Below are 19,661 nucleotides of genomic sequence, written 5' to 3'. Positions count from 1 at the left end.
GGTTTCTCCATGACTGCAACGGCAGACATCCACGCAGCCGGCGGGCAGGCCGACACCCAGGGCCCGCACCACCACATCCTCGAACTCACCGAGCGGGACGCCCGCGCCGCCCACGAGCTGGCCGCGGACTGCGTCCGGACCTTCAAGGCCGCCAACGACCTGCGCTTCCTCGACGAGGCCCCGGTGCTCGCCCAGGAGCTGCCGCTCGCGGTGCGCCGGCACCTCAACGACGCCCGCCGCGACGAGCGGGCGCACGCGACCATGATCCGCGGCAACCTGGTCGACCAGGGGGCCCTGGGCCGCACCCCCGACCACTGGAGCGTGGCCGACACCGAGGCCAGCCACGTCTACGGCGCCCTGCTGGTGCTGTACTCCGCCCTGCTCGGCGACGTCATCGGCTGGGCCACCCAGCAGTCCGGCCGCCTGGTCACCGACGTGCTGCCGAGCCGCGGCTACGAGCAGAGCCTGGTCTCCGCCTCCAGCGAGCTCGAACTGGGCTGGCACACCGAGGACGCCTTCTCCCCGCACCGCGCGGACTGGGTCGGCCTGTTCGCGCTGCGCAACAGCACCGAGGTGGCCACCACCGTCTCGCACGTCGACGTCCGGCGGATGCCCGAGGACGTCGCCCGGGTGCTCGCCGAGCCGCGGTTCGTCGCGATCCCCGACTCCTCGCACGAGTTCGCCGAGGACGAGGCGCCGATGGACCCGGTCGCCATCCTCAGCGGCCACGCCGACGTCCCGGTGCTGCGGATCGACCGCGACTTCTTCCAGGCCCGGGCGGAGGACCCCGAGGCGGCGCGGGCCCTGGACTGGGTGGTCGCCCACCTGGACGGCAATCTGACGGACGTCTTCATCCAGACCGGCGACGTCTGCTTCGTCGACAACCGCAACGTGGTGCACGGCCGCCGGGCGTTCCGGGCCGGCTTCGACGGCGCCGACCGCTGGCTCAAGCGCGTCAACGTCGTCCGCGACCTGCGGCGCACCCGGCCCGGCCGGCTGGACGGCGCGACCCGCGTCATCGGCTGACCGGCTGACCGGCTGACCGGCCGACCGACCGGCTGACCGGCCGACCGGCTGACCGGCCGACCGCCCCCGACTCCCCACACCCGTACCGCTCCAACGAGGAACCCCTATGACCACGCCCCCGCGCCCCGTCGTCCTCCTGGTCGAGAGCCGCCGTGCGACCTTCACCGACAGCGTCCTCGGCCGCGACGACGTCTCGACCGTGCTGCTGCGGTTCGACTCCGTCGAGCTGACCCCGGAGTACGTCGAGCGCACCGCCGACGTCCCGACCTTCACCCTGGCGACCGCCGCCCCGCTGGAGGAGGAGGCCGCCCGCTACCTGGCCTGGATCGAGACCGTCGCCGACCGCCCGCAGTACTTCTGCAACCCCAACGAGGCGCTCCAGGCGACCGCCCAGCGCTTCGCCGGCCTGGTCGGCCTGCCGCACCTGAGCGAGGAGCAGGTCGCCTGGGTGCGCAACAAGAAGACCATGAAGGACCGCTACGCCGAACTGGGCATCCCGCACGCGGCCTACCGCCCGGTCGCCGTCCTGGCCGACGTCGAGGCCTTCGGCGCCGACCACGGCTGGCCGGTGATCCTCAAGCCGATCGACTCCGACTCCTGCATCGGCACCTACCGGATCGACTCCCCCGCCGGGCTCGCCGACATCCCGCCGCTGGACCCGAAGCTGGAGTGGATGGTCGAGCAGTACATCGCCGGCCGCGAGTTCCAGCTCTGCGCGGTGATCGCCCGCGGCCGGGTCGTGGACGCCTACCTGTCCAAGAACCCTCGCCCGATCATCGAGGTCCTGGACGGGGCGATCAACGCCAACATCACCTACGCGCCGAGCGAGCGGCTCCCGGTCGACGCCAAGGAACTGGCCCAGCGGCTGACCGACGGGCTGACCATCCCGTACGGCTACCTGCACGGCGAGTTCTTCCTCACCGAGGACGGCGAGTTCTACATGAGCGAGGTCGCGGCCCGGCTGAGCGGCTGCGAGGTCCCGATGAACCACGGGCTCGCGTACGGCTTCGACTTCCTGCACGTCATCCTCGACACCTACCTCGACCGGGTCCCGGTGCCCGAGTACACCCGGGACCGCGCGGTCGGCGACCTGCTGCTGCCCACCCGGCCCGGCCGGCTGGTGAGCATCAGCACCGAGGAGGAGCTGCTCCGGCTGCCCGGCGTCATCGGCGCCCACCTGACCGCCCAGCCCGGCGACCTGCTCGACCCGCCGCGCGCCTCGCACGCCAGCACCGGCTACGTCCACGTCGAGGGCGCCACCGCCGAGGAGGCCGAGCAGCGCATGCAGGCCGTGCTCGACCACTTCGAGCTCAAGGTGGCGGACGCATGACCGAGCCGGGAGCGGACTCCCTGTTCAGAACCCACCAGGGGCTGACGGGCTACGCCGAGGCCGTCACCGGATGGCTGGCCGACGGCACCGGCACCGCCGCGATCCCGGTGTGGACCGGCGCGCGCGGCGACCTGCTCGACGGGATCGCGCTGGCCGGGCCGGTCTACGCCGGCCGGCGCGCCCCGGAGCCCGCCGCGACCGGCGTGGTCGTCGGCGCCTCGCTGCCCGAGGAGGTCAGGCGCCTCGCCGCGCCGCTGGCCCGCACCTGGGTCGCGAAGGTGTCGGACCTGCCGGACACCGGCTCCGTCCTCGTCCTCGGCAGCTACCAGGACCTGCGCGCGGACGCCGTCCAGGACGTCGTCGAGCAGGCCTACGCCCAGGGCCGGGACCTCTTCCTGCTCACCGGCCGGGACGCGCACACCGTCAGCTGGGTGGTCGCCAAGCAGTACGCCGACCCCGCGCCGCACGGCGAGACCGGCATGGTCTCGGAGCTGGACGGCCAGCCGGCCGCCCCCGGCACCGTCTGGTTCGGCGCCGAGGACGTCCGGCACCGGGACATCCGGGGCATCGCCCTGGACCGGGTCTGGCGCCGGGTGCTGTTCCACGGCAACGGCAAGGACGACCAGCTCAACCTGGGCCGGTTCACCCTCTGCGGGCTGAGCCCGGTCGGCGAACGGGACCCGGCCCTGGCCGGCCCCAAGTGCGCGTACGGGCTGGGCTGCACCAAGCCCGAGGAGAAGCTGATCCCCACCCGGCGGATCAAGGCCGCGGAGCTGGTGCTCGCCAACTGCTTCAGCGGCCCGCTCACCGACCACGCGATGTACGACCCGAAGTACGTGATCCTGCTCGACGCCCTGGACGGCCCGGCGCAGACCGTCGTCGCCACCCTGACGGCCTGCGACGGCGCGCGCCCGGACAACCTCGCCTGGCTCACCGGGAGTTCGGCCGGGCGGAACGCGGCCAGGGCGATCAACGAGCGGCTGAGGGACATCAACCCCTACCCGTCGTTCGTCCAGATCGGGCTGCGCTCCGGCGGGGCCGTCGAACCGGCGGCGCCCGCCACCGACGCCGCCGCCGACGACGTGGCCGGCTTCCCGCTGCACACCGTCGGCGCCCGGCTGTCCGGCCTGATCGACAGCGGGCTGCTGAGCGGGGACCACCCGCTGCGCCCGCGGCTGCGGCAGCTCTCCGACAGCATGCTGCGCTACGCCTCGCGGCTCGTCGCGCTGTCCCCCCAGGACGGCCCGGCGGCGCTGGCCGCGATCGCCGAGGAGGCGAAGTCCCTGGACCTCGCGCTGGCCCACCGGATCGCCAAGCACCACGACGAGCCGGTGCTCCAGTTCCCGACCTACTTCGGCGAGCGCAGCACCGCCGAGGAGCCCGTCGACCTCGACTGGCTGTGCAACTGCGGCCGCCCGCTGCGCAGTTACACCCGTCGCGGGCTGCTCCCGGTGATCGCCGACACGGTGCAGGGGCTCTGCGCGCGGTGCGGCGACGTGGTCAACTCCCCGGTGGACGGCACGGAACTGCGGGTCTCGGCGCCCGAACAGGTCGAGGCCGGAACGGTGCTGCACGTCTCCGTCACCGTGGCTCCGCACCGGGCGGGCACCGTCAACACCGGTATCGTGCTGCCCATGTACCTGAACGCCCGAGTGCGTCCGGCCTTGAGCCGCAAGGACGTTGGGGCCGGGCAGAGCGCCCGGTGCGACTTCGAGGTGGAGATCGCCGCCGAGGCCACGCCGCAGGCGTACTACTTCACCCCGTACGCGGTGCACGACCTCGGCATCTCCACCCGGCGCGTGCACTTCACCGTTTCCCCGCCGACCCCGGCCGAGCCCGGCCGAAGCCCTGGGAGTCCGACCGCATGACGCCCTCCCCGGCCGGGAGCCAGATCTTCCTGCCGCTGCGGCACCGCGCCTTCCGGCGACTCGCCGGAGGGCGGCTGCTGATCTACTTCGCCAACGCGATGGCCCCCGTGGTGCTCGGCTTCGCGGTCCTCGACCTCACCGGGTCGACGACCGACCTCGGGTTCGTGGTGGGCGCGCGTTCGGTGGCCAACGTGGTGCTGCTGCTCCTCGGCGGCGTCGTCGCCGACCGGTTCTCCCGGGCCCTGGTCCTCCAGGGTTCGGCGGCCGGAGCCGCCCTGGTGCAGGCGGTGGTCGCGCTGAGCGTCCTGGCCGGCTGGACCTCGGTCCCGCTGCTGGTCGTCCTCAGCGTGGCGAACGGCGCCCTGTCCGCGCTCTCGCTGCCGGCCTCGGCGGCGCTGACCCCGCAGACCGTGCCCGCGGAGGTGCTGCGGCCGGCCAACGCCCTGATGCGGATGGCCATCAACCTCGGCATGATCGTGGGCGCCTCGCTGGGCGGGGTGATCGCGGCGCTGATCGGCCCCGGCTGGGGGCTCGCGGCCAACGCGCTCTGCCTGTTCCTCGCCGCGCTGTGCTTCCGCGGCGTCCGGACGGCGGCGAGTGACGCCGAGCCGGAGGAGGCCGCCGAGCCCGCCCGGCCGCTGCACGAACTGCGGGAGGGCTGGCGCGAGTTCACCGCCCGCAGCTGGGTGGTGGCGGTGGTGCTCCAGTTCACCGTGGTGAACGCCGTCGTCGCCGGCGGCATCCAGGTCCTCGGCCTCGGCATCGCCGACGACACCTTCGGGCGCGGCCCGTGGGGCGCGGTCCTGGCCGCGCAGATGGCGGGCGCGGTCGCGGGCGGCTTCCTCGCGGCGCGCTCGCGGGTGCGGCACGCGCTGTACCTGGGCGTGGCCCTGGTCGCGCTGGAGGCGGTGCCGCTGGTGGTGCTCGCCGAGGCGCCGGGCGCGCTGCTGCTCGGGGTGGCGATGTTCCTGAACGGCGTGGCCCTGGAGCAGTTCGGGGTGGCCTGGGACGTGTCGCTCCAGGAGAACGTCCCGGCCGACCGGCTCGCCCGGGTGTACTCCTACGACGCGCTGGGCTCGTTCATCGCCCTGCCCGTCGGCGAGATGGTCGCGGGGCCGGTGGCGCACCGGATCGGCGTGCCGCAGACGCTGCTGTGGGGTGCCGGGCTGGTGGTGCTGGCCACCGTCGCGGCGCTGCTCAGCCGCGACCTGCGCCGCCTCACCGTCGGCTCGGCGGCACCGGGGCAGCCCGCCGAACAGCCGGCCGGCGCCGCGTTGGCGGGGCGCCCGGCCGGGCCGGGCGCCGGGCCGGAGACCCGCCGAAAGCCGGGAGCCCGGGCCGTCCACCGACGGCCCGGGCTCCCGGCTTCGCGTGTTCCGTCTACTCGTCGTCGCCCAGGTCGGCTCCGAGGTCGGCTCCGAGCTCGCCGTCCGGGGTGCCGCTGATCGCGTACCCCTGCCGGCGCGCCTCGTAGCAGGCCACCGTCGCGGCCGCCGAGACGTTCAGCGAGCCGACCCGGCCCAGCTGCGGCACGAACACCACCTGGTCGCACAGCGCCAGCGCGTCGGCGGTGACCCCGCGGTCCTCGTGCCCGAGCACGAAGGCCACCGCCGGGGTCAGCTCGGCGGCGAACATCGGCACCGCCTCGTCCGCCAGCTCCAGGCCGACCACCTTGAAGCCGTCCGCCTTGGCCGCCGCGATCGCCTCGGCGACGGTCGGGAAGTGCTCCACCTTCAGGTACTTGTCGGTGCCCATCGCGGCCTTCTGGGCGCCGGACGAGCGGACCGACGGGGTGTCCCCGGTCAGGTACAGCTTCTCGGCGCCCATCGCCGCGCCGGTGCGGACCACCGAGCCGACGTTGAAGGGAGACTGGAGGTTCTCCAGGATCATCGCGAGCCGGAACTCGTTGCTGCGCCGCCACGAGCGGTGCAGGCGCTTGAGTTCGGTCGGGCGCAGCTGCTTCACGTCGTCGTTCCTCGTCCACTCTCGGAGCCCTCGCCCACCTCGGGGCGGGGCCGCGCTTCCAGGATCCGCACCCCGTTGACCGACGTGACCCGGCTGGTCGGGTAGCCCTGCTCGTTCAGCCACTTCTGGAGCGAGTCCGAACCCAGGTGCTTCTGCACCACCAGGAACGCCGAGCCGTCCGGGGTCAGCCGGTCGAGCCAGTGCGTGAGCAGGCGGCGCAGCGCGGCCTTGCCGATCCGGATCGGCGGGTTGGAGTAGATGGTGGCGAAGCGGACGTCCTCGGGGACGTCGTCGGGCAGGGCGGCCTGGACGTTGCCGAGCCCCAGTGCCTCGGCGTTCAGCCGCACCAGCTCCAGGGCCCGCTCGTTGACGTCCACCGCCCAGACCGGGAGGCGCTTGCGGCGGCTCGCCCAGGTCAGCGCGATCGGGCCGTAGCCGCAGCCGATGTCCAGGATCGGGCCGCGCACCCGCGGCTGCGGGGCGTGCTCCAGCAGGATCCGGGTGCACGGGTCGAGCCGGCTGCGGGAGAACACCCCGGTGTCGGTGGTCAGTTCCAGGGTGAGGTCCGGCAGGGAGACCGTGATCGGCCGGCGGTCGCTGGCGACCTCGGGTGCACCGGTGAAGTAGTGCGAGCCGGACATGGTTTCCCCGTCGTTCGTATGGGCCTCGGGGCCACCGGGTGGGTGTGGGTTAGCCCTTCTTACGGCACCGATCGTACCCCCGGCGGCCTGCCGGGCGTTCCGGCCGAGGTTCCGGAACGCCCGGCCGACGGGCGGTGCGGCCGGGCGTGCGGTCAGGTGGTGCGGTCAGGCGGCGCCGGGGGTCTTGCGGGTGGCCACGTTGATCCGGTTCCAGGCGTTGATGGTGAGGCAGACCGAGATCAGCTGCGCCAGCTCGGCCTCCGCGAAGTGCGCGGCGGCCCGGGCGTACACGGCGTCCGAGACGCCGTCGCCGATCCGGGCGATCTCCTCGGCGAGGGCCAGGGCGGCCCGCTCGCGCTCGCTGTACACCCCGGCCGGGGCCTCCGGCCAGACCGGCAGCAGGTAGATCCGCTCGTCGGTCTCGCCGGCCTTGCGGGCGTCCTTGGCGTGCATGTCCAGGCAGTACGCGCAGCCGTTCAGCTGGGAGGTGCGCATCTGGACCAGCTCGACCAGGGCCGGGTCCAGGCCCTCGCGGGCGGCGGCGTCCAGGGCGATCATCGCGCGGAACACCTTGGGGGCGGTGCGGGCGTAGTCGAGGCGGGCGGCGGTCGCGGTGTTCTCGTTCGTCGTCATGACTGCGACCCTAGGAGTGGAATGCACCCGGAGCCTGGGTCATTCGGGAGGCTGTTTCGTGGGTCAATCCGACGGGGCGGGCGGCAGCGGCGGCCGTACGCCCGAGCGGTCCCGGCACATCGCGTCCGGGCGCCGGGCGACGGATACTGCCAGTACCGCCAGCGGGCCCGTGAAGGCCTCCGAACAGTGAGGACGGACGCCATGCCGCAGGAACAGCACGAGGAGTACCTGACCGACGAGACCCCCGAGACCGTCGAGCCCGAGGAGCCCGGGGAGAAGGCGACCGAGCGCGACGCGAACGAGGAGGTGGCCGAACGCCTGGCCGCCGGCGCGGACCCGGCGACCAACATCGCGGACGTGGTGGAGCAGAACCGGCCGGTCCGGCACGACCAGGACGACTACCGGGAGTAGCCGGGCCCGGCGGGTCACCAGGCCATGGGCGCGGTCACCGGGCCCCGGCCGGTCGGCGGTTCGGGGCGGTCGGCGGTTCGGGGCGGCTACAGGGCCCGGCGGCGTTGCAGCCAGGCCATCGCCGCCCAGCCCGGCAGCACGGGCAGGATCAGCGTCAGCAGGCGGTACAGCGTCACGGCGGCCAGCGCGCCGCCCTCCTCCATCGACGCGGTCCGCTGGAGGAGCACGACCAGCATCCCGTCCACGGCCCCGGCCCCGCCCGGGGTCGGCGCCGCGCTGCCCACCGCGTTGCCCACCAGGAACACCACCGCGACGGCGGCGAAGGACGGCTCCCGGCCGATCGCCCGCACCGAGCAGTACAGGCAGGCGATCAGGCAGATCGACACCAGCAGCTGCCCGGTCACCCCCACCGCCAGCCGGGCCGGGCTGCGCAGCAGGTCCAGCATCCGCGGCAGCACCTCGGCGGTCAGCGGCCGCAGCCGGGTCGCCAGCCAGCGCCGGGCCACCGGGATCGCCGACACCACCGCCAGCAGCGCCGCCGCCCCGGCCAGCCCGCCGACCACGGGGGGCAGCGCGTCCAGCTCGGAGCCGCCCGGATCGAAGCCCATCAGGTAGACGAAGGCGCCGAGTTGCAGCAGATGCAGCGCCAGGCCGATCAGGTTCCCCACCCCGACGCTGGACAGCGCCTGCGCGGTGGGGATCCCGGCCCGCTGCAACAGCCGGGTGTTCAGCGCGATCCCGCCGACGCCGCCGGGCGACACCAGCTTCACGAACGACCCGGCCACCTGCGCCAGCACCGCGTTGCGGAAGTCCAGCCGCTCCGGCACGAAACCGACGAAGCCCATCGCCGCCGCGACGTGGCTGCTCGCCGCGGCGACCAGCGCGAGCAGCAGCCACCACGGATCGGCGTCCACGAGGGTGGCGATCGGATTGTCCTCCGCCGCGAACAGCTGCGGGATCAGCAGCCACCCGGCCACGATCCCGCCCACCACGACCAGCAGGGTCCGCGGCCGCAACCGCTCCAGCCGCACCGGCTGGCCCACCACCTGCGGCCGGGCGCGCAGCACCTCGGCGCGGATCTCGTCGAGCAGGCCGCCGTGGGCGGCTGCGCCACCGGCCTCGGCTTCGCCGTCGGCCGGGCCCGCCGCGCTGCCCACGGTGTCGCTGGCGCCTCCGGCGCCGCCACGGCCACCGGCCGCGCCCCCGCCTCCGCCCGCCGGTGCGGACGCCTCCGCGACGGTCTGCCGGGCGCTCTGCTTGGCGCTCTGCTTGGCGTGCTGCTTGAGGGCGCGGCGGGTGGTGTGGGTGAGGGCGATGGGCTGGAGCAGCGGGAGGGCGGCGCCGACGGGGTCGGGGCCGAGGACGGCGGTGGCGGTGCGGACCGAGCGGGCGGCGCCGGCGCGCAGGGCGAGGGTGGTGAGGAGCTGGGCGAGGTCGCAGCGCAGGACGAGTTCGGTGGCCGCGATGTCGCCGTCGGCGAAGTCGACCAGGTGGACGGCGCCGGAGTCGTCGATCAGCAGGGAGGAGGGGACGAGGGCGCGGTGGGCGATCTCGCGGCGCTGGAGCAGGACGAGCTGCCGCCAGGCGTCGGTGAGCAGTTCGTCGGTGACCTCCTCGTCGGCGAGTTCGTCCAGGGTGCGTCCGGCCAGCCGCTCGTACGCGATGAGGGCGGTGTCCTGGCCGATGCCGGCGGTGGCGGCGATGCTGCGGGTGCGGACACCGGCCGCGAGGGCCGCGTAGGTGACCAGGGCCTCGTGTTCCAGCCCGGTGCGCGGGGAGCGCAGGGCGCGCGGGTCGGGGGCGGTGCGCAGGCGCAGTCGGCGCCAGGCGCGCTGGACGGCGGCGGCGGTGACGGCCTGCCGGTCGAGGAGCTGGACGTCGAGGTCGGGGAGGCCGTCGGCCTGCCGGACCCGGTAGCGGTCGGGGCCGGCGGGCTGGGCCTCGACCGGGCGCAGGCCGCTGTCGCGCAGGGCGCGCAGGATCTCGCCGGGCCGGGGGCAGGGGTCGGGGGTGCCGACCGCGTACAGGGTGCCGTGGGCGCCGGTCCAGCCGATCAGCAGCCCGAGCAGCAGCGCGGTGGGGGTGGCGTACCCGCCGGTGATTCCGGCGAGTCCGGAGAGGGTGAGGACGGTCCAGGACAGGCGGCGTTCGCGGCTGCCGGAGGCGGTCATGAAGGCGAGGACCGGCGCGAGGTAGCCGTAGACGGGCTCGGTGTGCCCGAGCACGTCGCCGGGCAGCGGCTGGGTGAGCGCGGAGAGCAGCGAGACCGGGGCGAGGTTGTCGGCCCACAGGTCCAGGCCGAGCGTGGCGCCGTACGCGAGGACGGCGGCGAGCAGTCCGTCGGAGACCTGTTGGAGGGCGCGTCGCCGGTCCGGGCCCAGTAGGCGGCGGACGGCGAGGCCGACCGGCAGCAGCAGGACGGCGGCCGTGGTGAGCCCGCCGGCCAGGCTCGCCAGCGGGCGCGGCACCATCGTGGCCGCCACGGCGACGTCGGCCGCGATGCCGCCGGTGGTGGCGCGGGCGTAGTCGGCGAGCAGCAGGGTGAGGGCGATGGCGAACAGGCCGCCGAGCAGCCGGATCAGGGCGACGGGCTGCCGGACCCGGTCGCCGGTGGGCAGCGGGTGGACCCGGAACCGGCCGGTGCCCGCCGCCCGTTCGGGTATCCGGGCGGCGGCCGTGCCCCGCCCGCTTCCGCCGGCAGTTCCGGCGCCGTCGTCCCGCGTCCCCGCGTCGCGCACCCGTTGCGCGGACGCACCGCCGGTGTCGCCGTCGGTGTCGCCGTTCGTTCTCCCCGCCACGATCGCCACGGGTGGCATGCTCCCATGCCACCCGTGGGCGGGGAGCGGGGATGCCGATGAGGAGCGGGGACACCGGAGTGCCGGGGGCGGATTCGGGGGCGGGCGTCCGGGCGGACGGCGCTGAGCGGGCGCGGCGCGCCGGGGCGGCATAGCCTTTCAGACATGAGCGCCTGCGAAGACCTCGCTCTGGCCCCTCAGCAGATCGAGCCCCGCCCGCCGGCCGACGGCTGCGCCGACTGCCTGGCGCAGGGCCGCCGGGACTGGGTGCACCTGCGGATCTGCCTGGACTGCGGCCACATCGGCTGCTGTGACTTCTCGCCGCAGCGGCACGCCACCGCGCACTTCCACGACACCTCCCACCCGGTGATCCGCTCGTACGAGCCGGGGGAGGACTGGCGCTGGTGCTTCGTCCACGAGGTCATGGGCTGAGGCTCCCGAGAGCCGAAGCGGGCGGCCTTCCCCGGTGGCACGGGACCGCAATCCGGATAAAATCCGGACAAGACGCCCGTGCGGTTCCTCCGGCCGGCAGCCGTCCGGCCGGTGGCCGACGAAGGGAGGCCGACGATGACCAAGCTGACGCCCGGCGGTACCGCCAAGTTCCGCCAGGGCACCCAGGAGCTGCTGGAGCGCCGTGGCATGGCGAGCCCGCCGACCCGGCTCGGGCCGGCGCCGCATGCCGGCGCACCGGCCGCCGCCACCGCCGGGTACGGCGGCGGCGAGGCCTTCCGGCACGGCGGGAGGGACGCGCCGGGCACGGCGGTGCACGCGGCCCCGGCGATGCACGCCGAGCTCAAGGGGCACCGGCACCGCGGCGCGGAGAAGCACTCCGCCCACTGAGTCGCCGCACCCGGCGGTACCGCTGTGCCGTACCGCCGGGTCGCACGTCAGGGGCGGGTGCCGAAGCGCGGCGCCCGCCCCTGACGTGCGCTCAGGGCGTCGCTCAGGGCGGTGGTTCGGGCGGTGTCCGGGCTCGGAGGGCGGTTGTCGGACCCGTGCGCTACGTTCGTCGCGTTCGGCACAGCACACAGCACACAGCAGGGCACAGGGCAGGACGACGGGGGCGCGCCATGGTCGACGTGATCACGGAGGAGCCGGTCGAGCTCCAGTCGGAGCGGTACCGCACCGAGTTGACGGGCTACTGCTACCGCATGCTCGGCTCGGTCTTCGAGGCCGAGGACGCGGTGCAGGAGACGATGGTCCGCGCCTGGCGCGGGCACCGGGGCTTCGAGGGGCGCGCCGCGCTGCGCTCCTGGCTGTACCGAATAGCCACCAACGTCTGCCTGGACGCGCTGAACGGTCGCAACGGCCGGGCCCGTCCGATGGACCTGGCCGAGCCGGTCACGGTGACCACGGCCCACGGCACCCAGCTGCCCGAGGTGACGTGGATCGGCCCGGTGCCGGACGGCCGGGTGCTGCCCGAGACGGGGGATCCGGCCGAGGTGGCCGCCCAGCGCGATTCGGTGAAGCTGGCCTTCGTCGCCGTGCTCCAGCGCCTCGCGCCCCGGCAGCGTGCGGTGCTGATCCTGCGCGAGGTGCTCGGCTGGAAGGCCGCCGAGGTGGCCGAACTGCTCGGTGTCACGGTGGCCTCGGTCAACAGCGCGCTCCAGCGGGCCCGGGCGGTGCTCGCCACCGACCCTGCGTCCGCCCGGCCGGCTCCCGCGCTGGACGCGGAGCACCGGGCGCTGCTGGACCGCTACGTCCGCGCCTTCGAGGCGTACGACATGGACGGTCTCGCCGCGCTGCTGCACGAGGACGTCACGCTCAACATGCCGCCGTTCGCGATGTGGCTGCGCGGGCGGGGAGAGATCCGCGACTGGATGCTCGGCCCGGGGATCGGCTGCCGCGGTTCCCGCATGCTCCCGGTGCCGGCCAACGGCGGCCGGGCCTTCGCCCAGTACCGGCCGAGCCCGGCGGGCGGGCACGAGCCGTGGTCGCTGGTCGTGCCGGAGGTGTCAGAGGGCCGGATCACCGGGTTCACCCACTTCCTGGACACCGACGTGCTCTTCCCGCTCTTCGGCCTCCCGCCCCGGCTGGAGGCCGAGTAGCGCCGCGAGGCCGGAGTCCGGGTCCGGGCCTGGGCCTGGGCCTGGGCCTGGCTCCAGCGGGTCGGCCGCGTCCGGCAGCAGCGCCGCGAGGCCGCTGAACGCCAGCAGTTCGCGCAGCGGGCCGCCGGTGTTCAGCAGCACCACGGTCACCCCGTGTCGGGCGGCGGCCAGCCTCAGCCGGGCGAGCGCGTCGACGACGGCCAGGTCGGGGGCGGTCAACGCGCCCAGGTCGCAGGTCAGTACGGGACTGCCCGGTGTGCTCTCCATGGTGTCCATGCCGGGTAGGACCGGTGCGGCGGCTCCGACTCATCGGTCGGGCGGGTCCGGGTGGCAGAGTGGGGCCGACCGCACCCACCCCGCCCCAGGAGGAGCACCGTGACGGCTGAGCCCTTGAAGTCCCGTGAGGAATGGCTGGCTTCCCTGCCCCGGATCTACGCGGCGGCGGGGTGCCTGCTGCGGGACGAGTCCGGCCGGGTCCTGATCGTGAAGGCCGGTTACCGCGAGCACTGGCAGTTCCCGGGCGGCACGATCGATCTCGGTGAGGGCCCGGTCGAGTGCGCCGGGCGGGAGTTGGAGGAGGAGACCGGCATCGTCCGGGAGGCCGGCGAGCTGCTGGCCATTTCCTGGACCCACGCCTCGGCCGAACTCGACCACCCGGCCCAGCACTTCATGTTCGACTTCGGCACCGTCCCGGACGGCACCCCCGTGACCGTCCCGGTCGGCGAGCTGGACACCCACCGCTGGGCGCCGGTCGAGGAGGCCCTGGAGCTCCTCGGCCCGGCCCGGTCGGCCCGGCTGCGGGCGGCCCTGGAGGCGGCGGTGGACGGCCGGGTCCGGATCGTCACCACCCACGTCTCCGGGTTCTGAGCCGGTTTCTGAGGCGGGCTCTGATCCGGGTTCCGAGCTCAAGGGCCCTGCCCAGGACGGGAGTCGGGTCCTGGGCAGGGCGCCGGCGGGTCACTGCGGCGGCTGCTCGGACTCCTCGTTCCGGGCGGCGATGAGGGCGGCGATCGCCTCCGAGACGAAGGTTCCCGCCTCGGCCTTGTCCACCTTCAGCCCGGCCAGCACGCCCTGGCCGTTCTCCAGTTCCAGCAGCGCGAGCAGGAGGTGCTCGGTGCCGACGTAGTTGTGTCCGAGCTTGAGCGCCTCCCGGAAGGTCAGCTCCAGCGCCTTCTTGCTCTCGGCGTCGAACGGGATCAGCGCGGGGAGCGTGTCGGTGGCGGCGGCCGGCAGGGTGGCGGTGGCCACCGCCCGCAGGGCCTCCGGGGTGACGCCCTGGGCGGCGAGCGCCTTCGCGCCGATGCCCTCGGGTTCGGAGAGCAGGCCGAGCAGCAGGTGCGCCGTGGTGATCTCGGCGTTGCCGGCCTTGCGGGCCTCCTCCTGCGAGGCCACCACGACCTTGCGGGCGCGGGGCGTGAACCGGCTGAAGCCCTGGCTGGGGTCGAGGTCGTCGGGGGCGCCCGGGTCCTTGGGGACGAAGCGCTTCTGGGCGGCCTGCTTGCTGACGCCCATGCTGCGGCCGATGTCGGTCCAGGAGGCGCCGGAGCGGCGGGCCTGGTCGACGAAGTGGCCGATGAGGTGGTCGGCGAGGTCTCCGAGGTGGTCGGCGGCGATGACCGCGTCGGAGAGCTGGTCGAGCGCGTCGGGGTGGACCTTCTTGATCGCGGCGATCAGGTCGTCGAGGCGCAGCGGAGTGCTGTTGGGGACAACGGAATTCTCCATGCGTCAACCGTAGGTTGTCGATCCAGGGATCGTCAACCACTGGTTGACGATGATCATGGAGAGGGAGCCGGCCCGTGCTGCGCCCGCGTCACACGGCGGGCAGCAGTCGCTCCCGGACGGCGGCGATCCGCTCGGGCGCGACCCCCGCCGCGAGCAGGTAGTCGGCCGGGTCGAGCCCGTTCAGCGTGGCCGCCAGGGCGGCTTCGGCGGTGGTTCCGGCCTCGGCGAGCGCCGCGTCGATCCGGCGGTACGGGTCCGGCAGGCCGAGCATCCCGTACAGCGGGCGGATGTTGGGGCCGCTCAGCAGGTAGTCCTCGGCGATCGCGGCCCGGTCGACCCCGGCCAGGGCGAGCAGCAGCAGGGCGGCCAGGCCGGTGCGGTCACGGCCGGCGCCGCAGTGCACGACCACGCCGCCGGGGCGGGCACCGGCGATCGCGGAGACCAGCGCGGCGGCGGCGTGCGGGCAGTGGTCCAGGTAGGGGCGGAAGGCGAGCGGGGTGCCGTCCAGCTGTCCGTGGGCCTCCCACCAGGCGGGGCCGGCCAGTTCGTCCAGCGGGACGCGGACGAGGTCGACGCCCTCGGGGAGCGGGAGGAGCGGCCGGTACTCCCCGGCGTCGCGCAGGTCGACCACGGTGCGGACGCCGTGGTCGAGGAGGGCGTCCCAGCCCTCGGCGGTGAGGCGGTCCAGGTTGTCCGCCCGGACGATCGCGCGGCGGGCGGTGGGGCGGCCGGAGGCGGTGGGCAGTCCGCCCAGGTCGCGGACGTTCAGGCAGCCGTCCCAGACGAGGGTGCGGTCCTCCGTCCTGCTCGGCGCGTGCGTCGTCCGGTTCATGGGCTCCCCGTTTCCTGGTCGGGGGTCCCGTTACCCCCTCGTTATCAACGACTCCCGGGAGATCGGGATGGTTCCTTGCTGTTCGATTCCAGGGAGGCCACTGTTCAGCGGGCGGCCGGTCGGGGACGCCCCGGCGGCGGGCGGCCCGGCTCAGCCGGCGGTCGGGGCCGCGGCCTCGGTGCGGACCAGCTCCTCCATCGGCTCGACCGCGATCTGGCCGAGCATCGAACCGGCCACGATCGCGCCGACCAGGAACACGGTGGACAGCCAGGCCATGGTCGACACCGGCAGGGTGAAGGCGCCGACCACCCGGGCCGCGCACTCGGCCAGCAGCGCCGTGCCCCAGATGCCGGAGAACAGGCGCTCGTGGCGGCGGAAGGCCCGTGACCCGGCCGCCCGGCCCTCGACCAGCCGCTGCCAGGCGGCGGCGCGGTCGCCCTTCCCCCTGGTCACGAAGGGCATCAGCATCGGGGTCATCACCGGCCGGCCGATCAGCGCGGAGGCCAGGATCGCCAGCGCCACGGTGCCGCTCAGCCCGCCGTCCTTGGCGATCATCAGCCGGGCGTCGCCGGTGACGAAGGTCAGCGCCAGGCCCGCGAGGTTGACGGCCAGCATCAGGGCGGCCCACAGGTTGAGCCGGCGCTCGCCCAGCAGGCCGAGGACGGTCCGGGCGGCCGGGAAGGCGCTGCTCCAGGCCAGCGCGGCGAACTCGCTCAGGCCGCAGGCCGAGTGCAGCAGGTAGTAGCCGACCAGCGGGGCGGCCACGTCGAGGGCGAGCGGGCGGAGCCCGGTGACCAGCGGGTTGGGCCCCTTGGCGGCGGCGACGGTCGAGGTGCCGGCCGGGGCGGCGAGCGGGGCGGTGAACGGGGTGGCGGCGGTGCCGGTGGCGACGGCGCTGACGGTCTGGCTCACGGTGGGTTCCTCCCCGGCTGGCTGCCGCGGGCCGCTGCCCGCGTCGTGCCGCCAGTCTTTCCGTCCGGCCCTCCGTCAGAGCAGTGCCGTCCGTTGCCTCATCCGCGTGACAGGTGTCATGGTGCGCGCCGTGACACCGCCTCCGACCTGCGCTTCTCTAGGAGGGGACTAGCCGGCGGCGGGGAAGTCCCACAGCTCGCGGCCCAGCGTGTCCAGGCAGCGGACGGTGCCGAACCGCTCGTCCCCGGCCGACAGGAAGCCCCGGGCGACCCCGGCCAGGACGGTCCGGGCGACGCCGTCGCCCCGGGTCCAGGCGCCGGTCAGCACCAGCGCCTCGTCGGCCAGCTCGGCGCGCTGCACCCGGGCCACCGCGGCGGTCAGCAGCGCGGCGTTGACCGACTCCAGCTCGGCGGGGGAGAGGTAGGTCCCGCCGGTCGGGGCGAGGTCCGTCCCGGCCCGGCGCCGCAGCTCCGGCAGGCCGTAGTGGCGGACGGCGGCGACGGCGTCGTCGAGCGGGAGCCGCCAGCGCGGCCCGGGCAGCACCTCCCACCAGACGTCCTCGCCGACCGGCAGCACCTCGCCGATGCGGGCCCGCCAGGCCTCGATGCCGTAGCGGGTGCGCGGGTCGGGCCGGTGGCCGGGGAGGGCGGCGAGGGCCCAGTCGGTGCGGCGGACCAGGCTGAGGTCGAAGGTGAACGGCACCCGGTCGGCGGCGGGTCGCTCGACCACGCCGAGCAGCAGCCAGTGGGTGCGGTCCGGCAGGCTGAAGGTCCGGCGCCACCCGGTGAGGCCCAGGGCGCGCAGGGCGGGCGCGAGGTGCTCGCGCAGGCCCTTCGCGTGGAGCTCGTGGGCAGTGGTCATCGCGGTCTTCCCTGCTGGTGGTGGAGGCCCCCGGCGCGGTGGACCCGGCCGGTCCGGGATCGGTGGACCAGGCCGGTCCGGGAGGAGGGCGTGGCCGGGCCCGTACGGGCGTGGGCGCGCCCTGGCACGGGAGGGGGGACGGTGGCGGCCGGGTGGCCGGACGCGTTGGCGGTCCGGGCTGCTTCGCCTACCGACAACGTAGTCCGGAACGGACCGTCCGGGCCGTGGGCGAACGGCAGCGGTTCTCGGGACCTTGGACCCGGCCGGGCCGGTCGTTCGACCGGGAGCGAGGGGTTACTCCGAATGGCGCATCATGTGGCGGGTGCAGAGTGCAGAGCGCCCAGGAGCGGGCACCGACCGGCCCGTCGGCCGGTCCGGACCAGTACCTCCCGCCGGCCCGCCGCCGGACCCGGACCCCGACCCGGCCCCGGCCCCCGCTCCCCCCGATCTGACCGAGGCGGTCCGTGCCGCGCAGGGCGGGGACGAGGAGGCGTTCCGGCTGCTGTTCCGGACGGTCCAGCCCGGTCTGCTGCGCTACCTGCGGGTGCTGGTCGGCGGCCGGCCGGAGGATGTCCAGGACGCGGAGGACATCGCCTCCGAGACCTGGCTGCAGATCGCCCGCGACCTGCGCGGCTTCTCCGGTGACGGGGACGGCTTCCGCGGCTGGGCCGCCACCATCGCGCGCCACCGGGCCCTCGACCACCTGCGCGCCCTGCGCCGCCGTCCGGTCGGCGGCCTGCCGTTCGAGCAGCTGGTCGAGCTGGCGGCGGGGGACGACACCGCGCGGTCCGCGCTGACCACGGTCGGCACCGCCGACGCGCTGGCGCTGATCTCCCGGCTGCCGCCCGACCAGGCCGAGGCGGTGCTGCTGCGGGTGGTCATGGAGCTGGACGCGGAGAGCGCCGCCCGGGTGCTCGGCAAACGGGCCGGCAGTGTCCGGATGGCGGCCCACCGGGGGCTGCGGCGGCTGGCCAGGCTGGTCGAGCCGCTCGCCTCCGGGGGCGGCATCCCGGCCGCCCGGCCGGGCGGACAGGCTCCCGCCGACGCGCCCGGGACGCCCGGGACGGCCGCCGGACGGCCCGTGGGGCAAGCCGCCGGGACACCCGCGAAGACACCCGCGAAGACACCCGCGAAGACACCCGCGAAAAAAAGTTCTCCGCAGGGTGTGACAGAACGCCGGGCCGCGACGCTGAAGGACATGAGATGAGCACCAACCGATCCCGTCGGATCGACCGTGATGCCGCCGAGCAGCTGCTCGGTGGTGCCGTGGGCGGCCCGTCGGCCGGGCAGGACGCCTCGCTCACCGGACCGGACGGCGGTCCCGGGCAGCTCGCCCGGGTGCTCGCCGCGGCCGCCGCCCCCGCGACGGCCGGTGAACTGGCCGGGGAGGAGGCCGCCCTGGCCGCGTTCCGGGAGGCGAGTCTCACGTCAGATCCGATAGCGACCCCCGTCCGGAGACGATCGATGGCGACCGCCGCGCTGGCCAGGGCCTTCAGCACGAAGGCCACTGCCGTCGTGCTCGGCGCCACCGCGCTGTGCGGGGTCGCGGTCGCCGCCGGCACCGGCAACCTGCCGTCCGCGCTGGGCGGTGGTCCGGCCGCTCCGGAGCGCCTGCCCACCGGCGAGGCCGCGTCGGCCGGCTCCGCGCCGGGCGCGTCGGCCGCCGGGCCGTCCACCGGCGTGGCCCCGTTCGGTGCCGCGGCGTCCGGTTCCCCCCATCCGTCCGGCAGCGCCTCCGCCGGCGCGCAGGCGGTCGTCCCGTCCGACTCCGCGACGCCCGGTACCCCCTCGGCCGACGGGCACGGCTCCTCGGCCGTCCCGCCCGCGCTGGTCGGCCTCTGCACCGGTTTCGCCGACCGTACGGCCAAGGGGGAGCGGCCGGGCCGGCTGGTCGGTGAGCCGCTGTACGGCCCGCTGGTCGCGGCGGCCGGCGGCGTGGACCGGGTGGCGGACTACTGCGCGACCGCGGTCCGCGGGGAGGACGGCGGCCGTCAGGGCGGCACCTCCCCGTCGCGCGACCCCGGCCGCACCGGCGCCACGCCCGGACCGGGCGCCGGAACCGGGCGGGGCAACGGCAACGCCAACGGTGGTGGGAACGGCAACGGCAACGCCAATGGCGGTGGGAACGGCAACGCCAACGGTGGTGGCAACGGCAACGGCAACAGCCAGGACGGCGGCGGCAACGGCAGCAGACCGGGAAAGGGCGGGGCGACCGTCCCGCCCCTGACCGGGGGCCCCGCCACCTCGCCGGGCGGCCGCCCGAACGGGAACGACGACCGGCAGTAGGCCGGAAGCCCGAGGACTTCCGGGTGGGCGGCGAGCGACTCCCCCCGGGCTCGCCGCCCACCCGGAACCGCACCACCCGCAGCACCCCGCAGTACCCCGCAGTACCCCCGCAGGGCCGACCGGACCGGCGGGACGCAGGACCACCCGAAGACCCCGGGTGGGCGGTCGGCTCCCTGTGCCGTCCGCCCACCCGGCCGGCTCCGGCCGGACCGCCAGGCGCACCCCCGGACGCGCCGACGGTCCGGACGGCCCCGGAAACGTGGGGGGCGCCCCCCCCCCCGGCGGGGGGGCGGCCCCCCCCCGCCCGGCGCCGGGGGGGGGGGGGGCGCGG

20 protein-coding genes are annotated in these 19,661 nt (G+C 75.2%); 11 read left to right on the top strand and 9 right to left on the bottom strand.

What is annotated here, in order from left to right; genetic code table 11:
• Window positions 1–9 precede the first annotated feature (9 nt).
• The 4 genes from gntD to ACFRAR_RS13875 all read left to right on the top strand — a co-directional run bounded on the left by gntD (window position 10) and on the right by ACFRAR_RS13875 (window position 5,669).
• Window positions 10–1,026 carry a guanitoxin biosynthesis L-enduracididine beta-hydroxylase GntD gene (gntD, locus tag ACFRAR_RS13890; RefSeq protein ID WP_380698112.1) on the top strand — a complete coding sequence of 339 codons (1,017 nt, stop codon included), beginning with the start codon at window positions 10–12 and terminating at the stop codon, window positions 1,024–1,026.
• Between the two features lie 106 nt (window positions 1,027–1,132).
• Window positions 1,133–2,356 carry an ATP-grasp domain-containing protein gene (locus ACFRAR_RS13885; RefSeq protein ID WP_380698110.1) on the top strand — a complete coding sequence of 408 codons (1,224 nt, stop codon included), beginning with the start codon at window positions 1,133–1,135 and terminating at the stop codon, window positions 2,354–2,356.
• Entirely contained in the window at window positions 2,353–4,224 is a 1,872-nt protein-coding gene (locus ACFRAR_RS13880) for a hypothetical protein (protein ID WP_380698108.1), read from the top strand. The genes ACFRAR_RS13885 and ACFRAR_RS13880 overlap by 4 nt, the downstream gene beginning before the upstream one ends.
• On the top strand, window positions 4,221–5,669 hold the full coding sequence (locus ACFRAR_RS13875) for an MFS transporter (RefSeq protein ID WP_380698106.1): 1,449 nt from the start codon (window positions 4,221–4,223) through the stop codon (window positions 5,667–5,669). Before ACFRAR_RS13880 ends, ACFRAR_RS13875 begins: the two co-directional genes overlap by 4 nt.
• On the opposite strand, the gene ACFRAR_RS13870 is transcribed toward ACFRAR_RS13875, so the two are convergent.
• The 3 genes from ACFRAR_RS13870 to ACFRAR_RS13860 form a co-directional block, all read right to left on the bottom strand.
• Window positions 5,605–6,189: a TrmH family RNA methyltransferase gene (locus ACFRAR_RS13870; protein ID WP_380698104.1), complete on the bottom strand. Its 585-nt coding sequence runs from the start codon at window positions 6,187–6,189 to the stop codon at window positions 5,605–5,607. The genes ACFRAR_RS13875 and ACFRAR_RS13870 overlap by 65 nt on opposite strands.
• Window positions 6,186–6,830 (bottom strand): class I SAM-dependent methyltransferase, encoded by a 645-nt coding sequence (locus ACFRAR_RS13865; RefSeq protein WP_380698102.1) that lies wholly within the window; start codon window positions 6,828–6,830, stop codon window positions 6,186–6,188. Before ACFRAR_RS13865 ends, ACFRAR_RS13870 begins: the two co-directional genes overlap by 4 nt.
• Window positions 6,831–6,995: 165 nt before the next feature.
• Window positions 6,996–7,463, bottom strand: coding sequence for a carboxymuconolactone decarboxylase family protein (locus tag ACFRAR_RS13860; RefSeq protein WP_380698100.1), 468 nt, complete (start codon window positions 7,461–7,463; stop codon window positions 6,996–6,998).
• A 201-nt stretch (window positions 7,464–7,664) separates the two neighbouring features.
• Between ACFRAR_RS13860 and ACFRAR_RS13855 the strand changes: the two genes are divergently transcribed.
• Window positions 7,665–7,874, top strand: a complete 210-nt coding sequence (locus tag ACFRAR_RS13855) for a hypothetical protein (protein ID WP_380698098.1) — start codon at window positions 7,665–7,667, stop codon at window positions 7,872–7,874.
• An 86-nt stretch (window positions 7,875–7,960) separates the two neighbouring features.
• On the opposite strand, the gene ACFRAR_RS13850 is transcribed toward ACFRAR_RS13855, so the two are convergent.
• Window positions 7,961–10,681 (bottom strand): YbhN family protein, encoded by a 2,721-nt coding sequence (locus ACFRAR_RS13850; protein ID WP_380698096.1) that lies wholly within the window; start codon window positions 10,679–10,681, stop codon window positions 7,961–7,963.
• A gap of 153 nt (window positions 10,682–10,834) precedes the next feature.
• Between ACFRAR_RS13850 and ACFRAR_RS13845 the strand changes: the two genes are divergently transcribed.
• From ACFRAR_RS13845 to ACFRAR_RS13835, 3 genes are all read left to right on the top strand, one after another.
• Window positions 10,835–11,101, top strand: a complete 267-nt coding sequence (locus tag ACFRAR_RS13845; RefSeq protein WP_380698094.1) for a UBP-type zinc finger domain-containing protein — start codon at window positions 10,835–10,837, stop codon at window positions 11,099–11,101.
• Between the two features lie 135 nt (window positions 11,102–11,236).
• Window positions 11,237–11,509: a hypothetical protein gene (locus tag ACFRAR_RS13840; protein WP_380698092.1), complete on the top strand. Its 273-nt coding sequence runs from the start codon at window positions 11,237–11,239 to the stop codon at window positions 11,507–11,509.
• Between the two features lie 230 nt (window positions 11,510–11,739).
• On the top strand, window positions 11,740–12,717 hold the full coding sequence (locus ACFRAR_RS13835; RefSeq protein ID WP_380698090.1) for a sigma-70 family RNA polymerase sigma factor: 978 nt from the start codon (window positions 11,740–11,742) through the stop codon (window positions 12,715–12,717).
• On the opposite strand, the gene ACFRAR_RS13830 is transcribed toward ACFRAR_RS13835, so the two are convergent.
• Window positions 12,625–12,993 carry an STAS domain-containing protein gene (locus tag ACFRAR_RS13830; RefSeq protein ID WP_380698088.1) on the bottom strand — a complete coding sequence of 123 codons (369 nt, stop codon included), beginning with the start codon at window positions 12,991–12,993 and terminating at the stop codon, window positions 12,625–12,627. The genes ACFRAR_RS13835 and ACFRAR_RS13830 overlap by 93 nt on opposite strands.
• A gap of 99 nt (window positions 12,994–13,092) precedes the next feature.
• Here ACFRAR_RS13830 and ACFRAR_RS13825 point away from each other — a divergent pair, with 99 nt between their 5' ends.
• On the top strand, window positions 13,093–13,584 hold the full coding sequence (locus tag ACFRAR_RS13825; RefSeq protein ID WP_380698087.1) for an NUDIX domain-containing protein: 492 nt from the start codon (window positions 13,093–13,095) through the stop codon (window positions 13,582–13,584).
• Between the two features lie 90 nt (window positions 13,585–13,674).
• Here the strand turns inward: ACFRAR_RS13825 and ACFRAR_RS13820 are convergent, their stop codons facing one another.
• The 4 genes from ACFRAR_RS13820 to ACFRAR_RS13805 form a co-directional block, all read right to left on the bottom strand.
• On the bottom strand, window positions 13,675–14,439 hold the full coding sequence (locus ACFRAR_RS13820) for a Clp protease N-terminal domain-containing protein (RefSeq protein WP_380698086.1): 765 nt from the start codon (window positions 14,437–14,439) through the stop codon (window positions 13,675–13,677).
• A gap of 88 nt (window positions 14,440–14,527) precedes the next feature.
• A complete protein-coding gene (locus tag ACFRAR_RS13815; protein WP_380698085.1) occupies window positions 14,528–15,271 on the bottom strand; it encodes a tyrosine-protein phosphatase in 744 nt (247 codons plus the stop codon).
• 150 nt (window positions 15,272–15,421) lie between these two features.
• Complete coding sequence (locus tag ACFRAR_RS13810) at window positions 15,422–16,183, bottom strand: VC0807 family protein (protein ID WP_380698084.1); 762 nt, start codon at window positions 16,181–16,183, stop codon at window positions 15,422–15,424.
• A 168-nt stretch (window positions 16,184–16,351) separates the two neighbouring features.
• Window positions 16,352–17,044 carry a hypothetical protein gene (locus ACFRAR_RS13805; protein WP_380698083.1) on the bottom strand — a complete coding sequence of 231 codons (693 nt, stop codon included), beginning with the start codon at window positions 17,042–17,044 and terminating at the stop codon, window positions 16,352–16,354.
• 313 nt (window positions 17,045–17,357) lie between these two features.
• On the opposite strand from ACFRAR_RS13805, the gene ACFRAR_RS13800 reads away from it, so the two are divergent.
• Window positions 17,358–18,251: a sigma-70 family RNA polymerase sigma factor gene (locus tag ACFRAR_RS13800; protein WP_380698081.1), complete on the top strand. Its 894-nt coding sequence runs from the start codon at window positions 17,358–17,360 to the stop codon at window positions 18,249–18,251.
• Window positions 18,248–19,330 (top strand): hypothetical protein, encoded by a 1,083-nt coding sequence (locus ACFRAR_RS13795; protein ID WP_380698079.1) that lies wholly within the window; start codon window positions 18,248–18,250, stop codon window positions 19,328–19,330. Before ACFRAR_RS13800 ends, ACFRAR_RS13795 begins: the two co-directional genes overlap by 4 nt.
• Window positions 19,331–19,661 lie beyond the last annotated feature (331 nt).

Origin of the sequence: Kitasatospora sp. NPDC056651, assembly GCF_042792155.1 — a bacterium.
In the GTDB taxonomy this organism is placed as follows: domain Bacteria; phylum Actinomycetota; class Actinomycetes; order Streptomycetales; family Streptomycetaceae; genus Kitasatospora.
This window is presented reverse-complemented; position numbering and strand designations above follow the sequence as displayed.

Bases quoted from the DNA above. Each gene is read 5' to 3' on its own strand.
- gntD (WP_380698112.1), top strand. From the start codon at position 10: ATGACTGCAACGGCAGACATCCACGCAGCCGGCGGGCAGGCCGACACC.
- ACFRAR_RS13885 (WP_380698110.1), top strand. From the start codon at position 1,133: ATGACCACGCCCCCGCGCCCCGTCGTCCTCCTGGTCGAGAGCCGCCGT.
- ACFRAR_RS13880 (WP_380698108.1), top strand. From the start codon at position 2,353: ATGACCGAGCCGGGAGCGGACTCCCTGTTCAGAACCCACCAGGGGCTG.
- ACFRAR_RS13875 (WP_380698106.1), top strand. From the start codon at position 4,221: ATGACGCCCTCCCCGGCCGGGAGCCAGATCTTCCTGCCGCTGCGGCAC.
- ACFRAR_RS13865 (WP_380698102.1), bottom strand. From the start codon at position 6,830: ATGTCCGGCTCGCACTACTTCACCGGTGCACCCGAGGTCGCCAGCGAC.
- ACFRAR_RS13860 (WP_380698100.1), bottom strand. From the start codon at position 7,463: ATGACGACGAACGAGAACACCGCGACCGCCGCCCGCCTCGACTACGCC.
- ACFRAR_RS13855 (WP_380698098.1), top strand. From the start codon at position 7,665: ATGCCGCAGGAACAGCACGAGGAGTACCTGACCGACGAGACCCCCGAG.
- ACFRAR_RS13845 (WP_380698094.1), top strand. From the start codon at position 10,835: ATGAGCGCCTGCGAAGACCTCGCTCTGGCCCCTCAGCAGATCGAGCCC.
- ACFRAR_RS13840 (WP_380698092.1), top strand. From the start codon at position 11,237: ATGACCAAGCTGACGCCCGGCGGTACCGCCAAGTTCCGCCAGGGCACC.
- ACFRAR_RS13835 (WP_380698090.1), top strand. From the start codon at position 11,740: ATGGTCGACGTGATCACGGAGGAGCCGGTCGAGCTCCAGTCGGAGCGG.
- ACFRAR_RS13830 (WP_380698088.1), bottom strand. From the start codon at position 12,993: ATGGACACCATGGAGAGCACACCGGGCAGTCCCGTACTGACCTGCGAC.
- ACFRAR_RS13820 (WP_380698086.1), bottom strand. From the start codon at position 14,439: ATGGAGAATTCCGTTGTCCCCAACAGCACTCCGCTGCGCCTCGACGAC.
- ACFRAR_RS13815 (WP_380698085.1), bottom strand. From the start codon at position 15,271: ATGAACCGGACGACGCACGCGCCGAGCAGGACGGAGGACCGCACCCTC.
- ACFRAR_RS13805 (WP_380698083.1), bottom strand. From the start codon at position 17,044: ATGACCACTGCCCACGAGCTCCACGCGAAGGGCCTGCGCGAGCACCTC.
- ACFRAR_RS13800 (WP_380698081.1), top strand. From the start codon at position 17,358: ATGTGGCGGGTGCAGAGTGCAGAGCGCCCAGGAGCGGGCACCGACCGG.
- ACFRAR_RS13795 (WP_380698079.1), top strand. From the start codon at position 18,248: ATGAGCACCAACCGATCCCGTCGGATCGACCGTGATGCCGCCGAGCAG.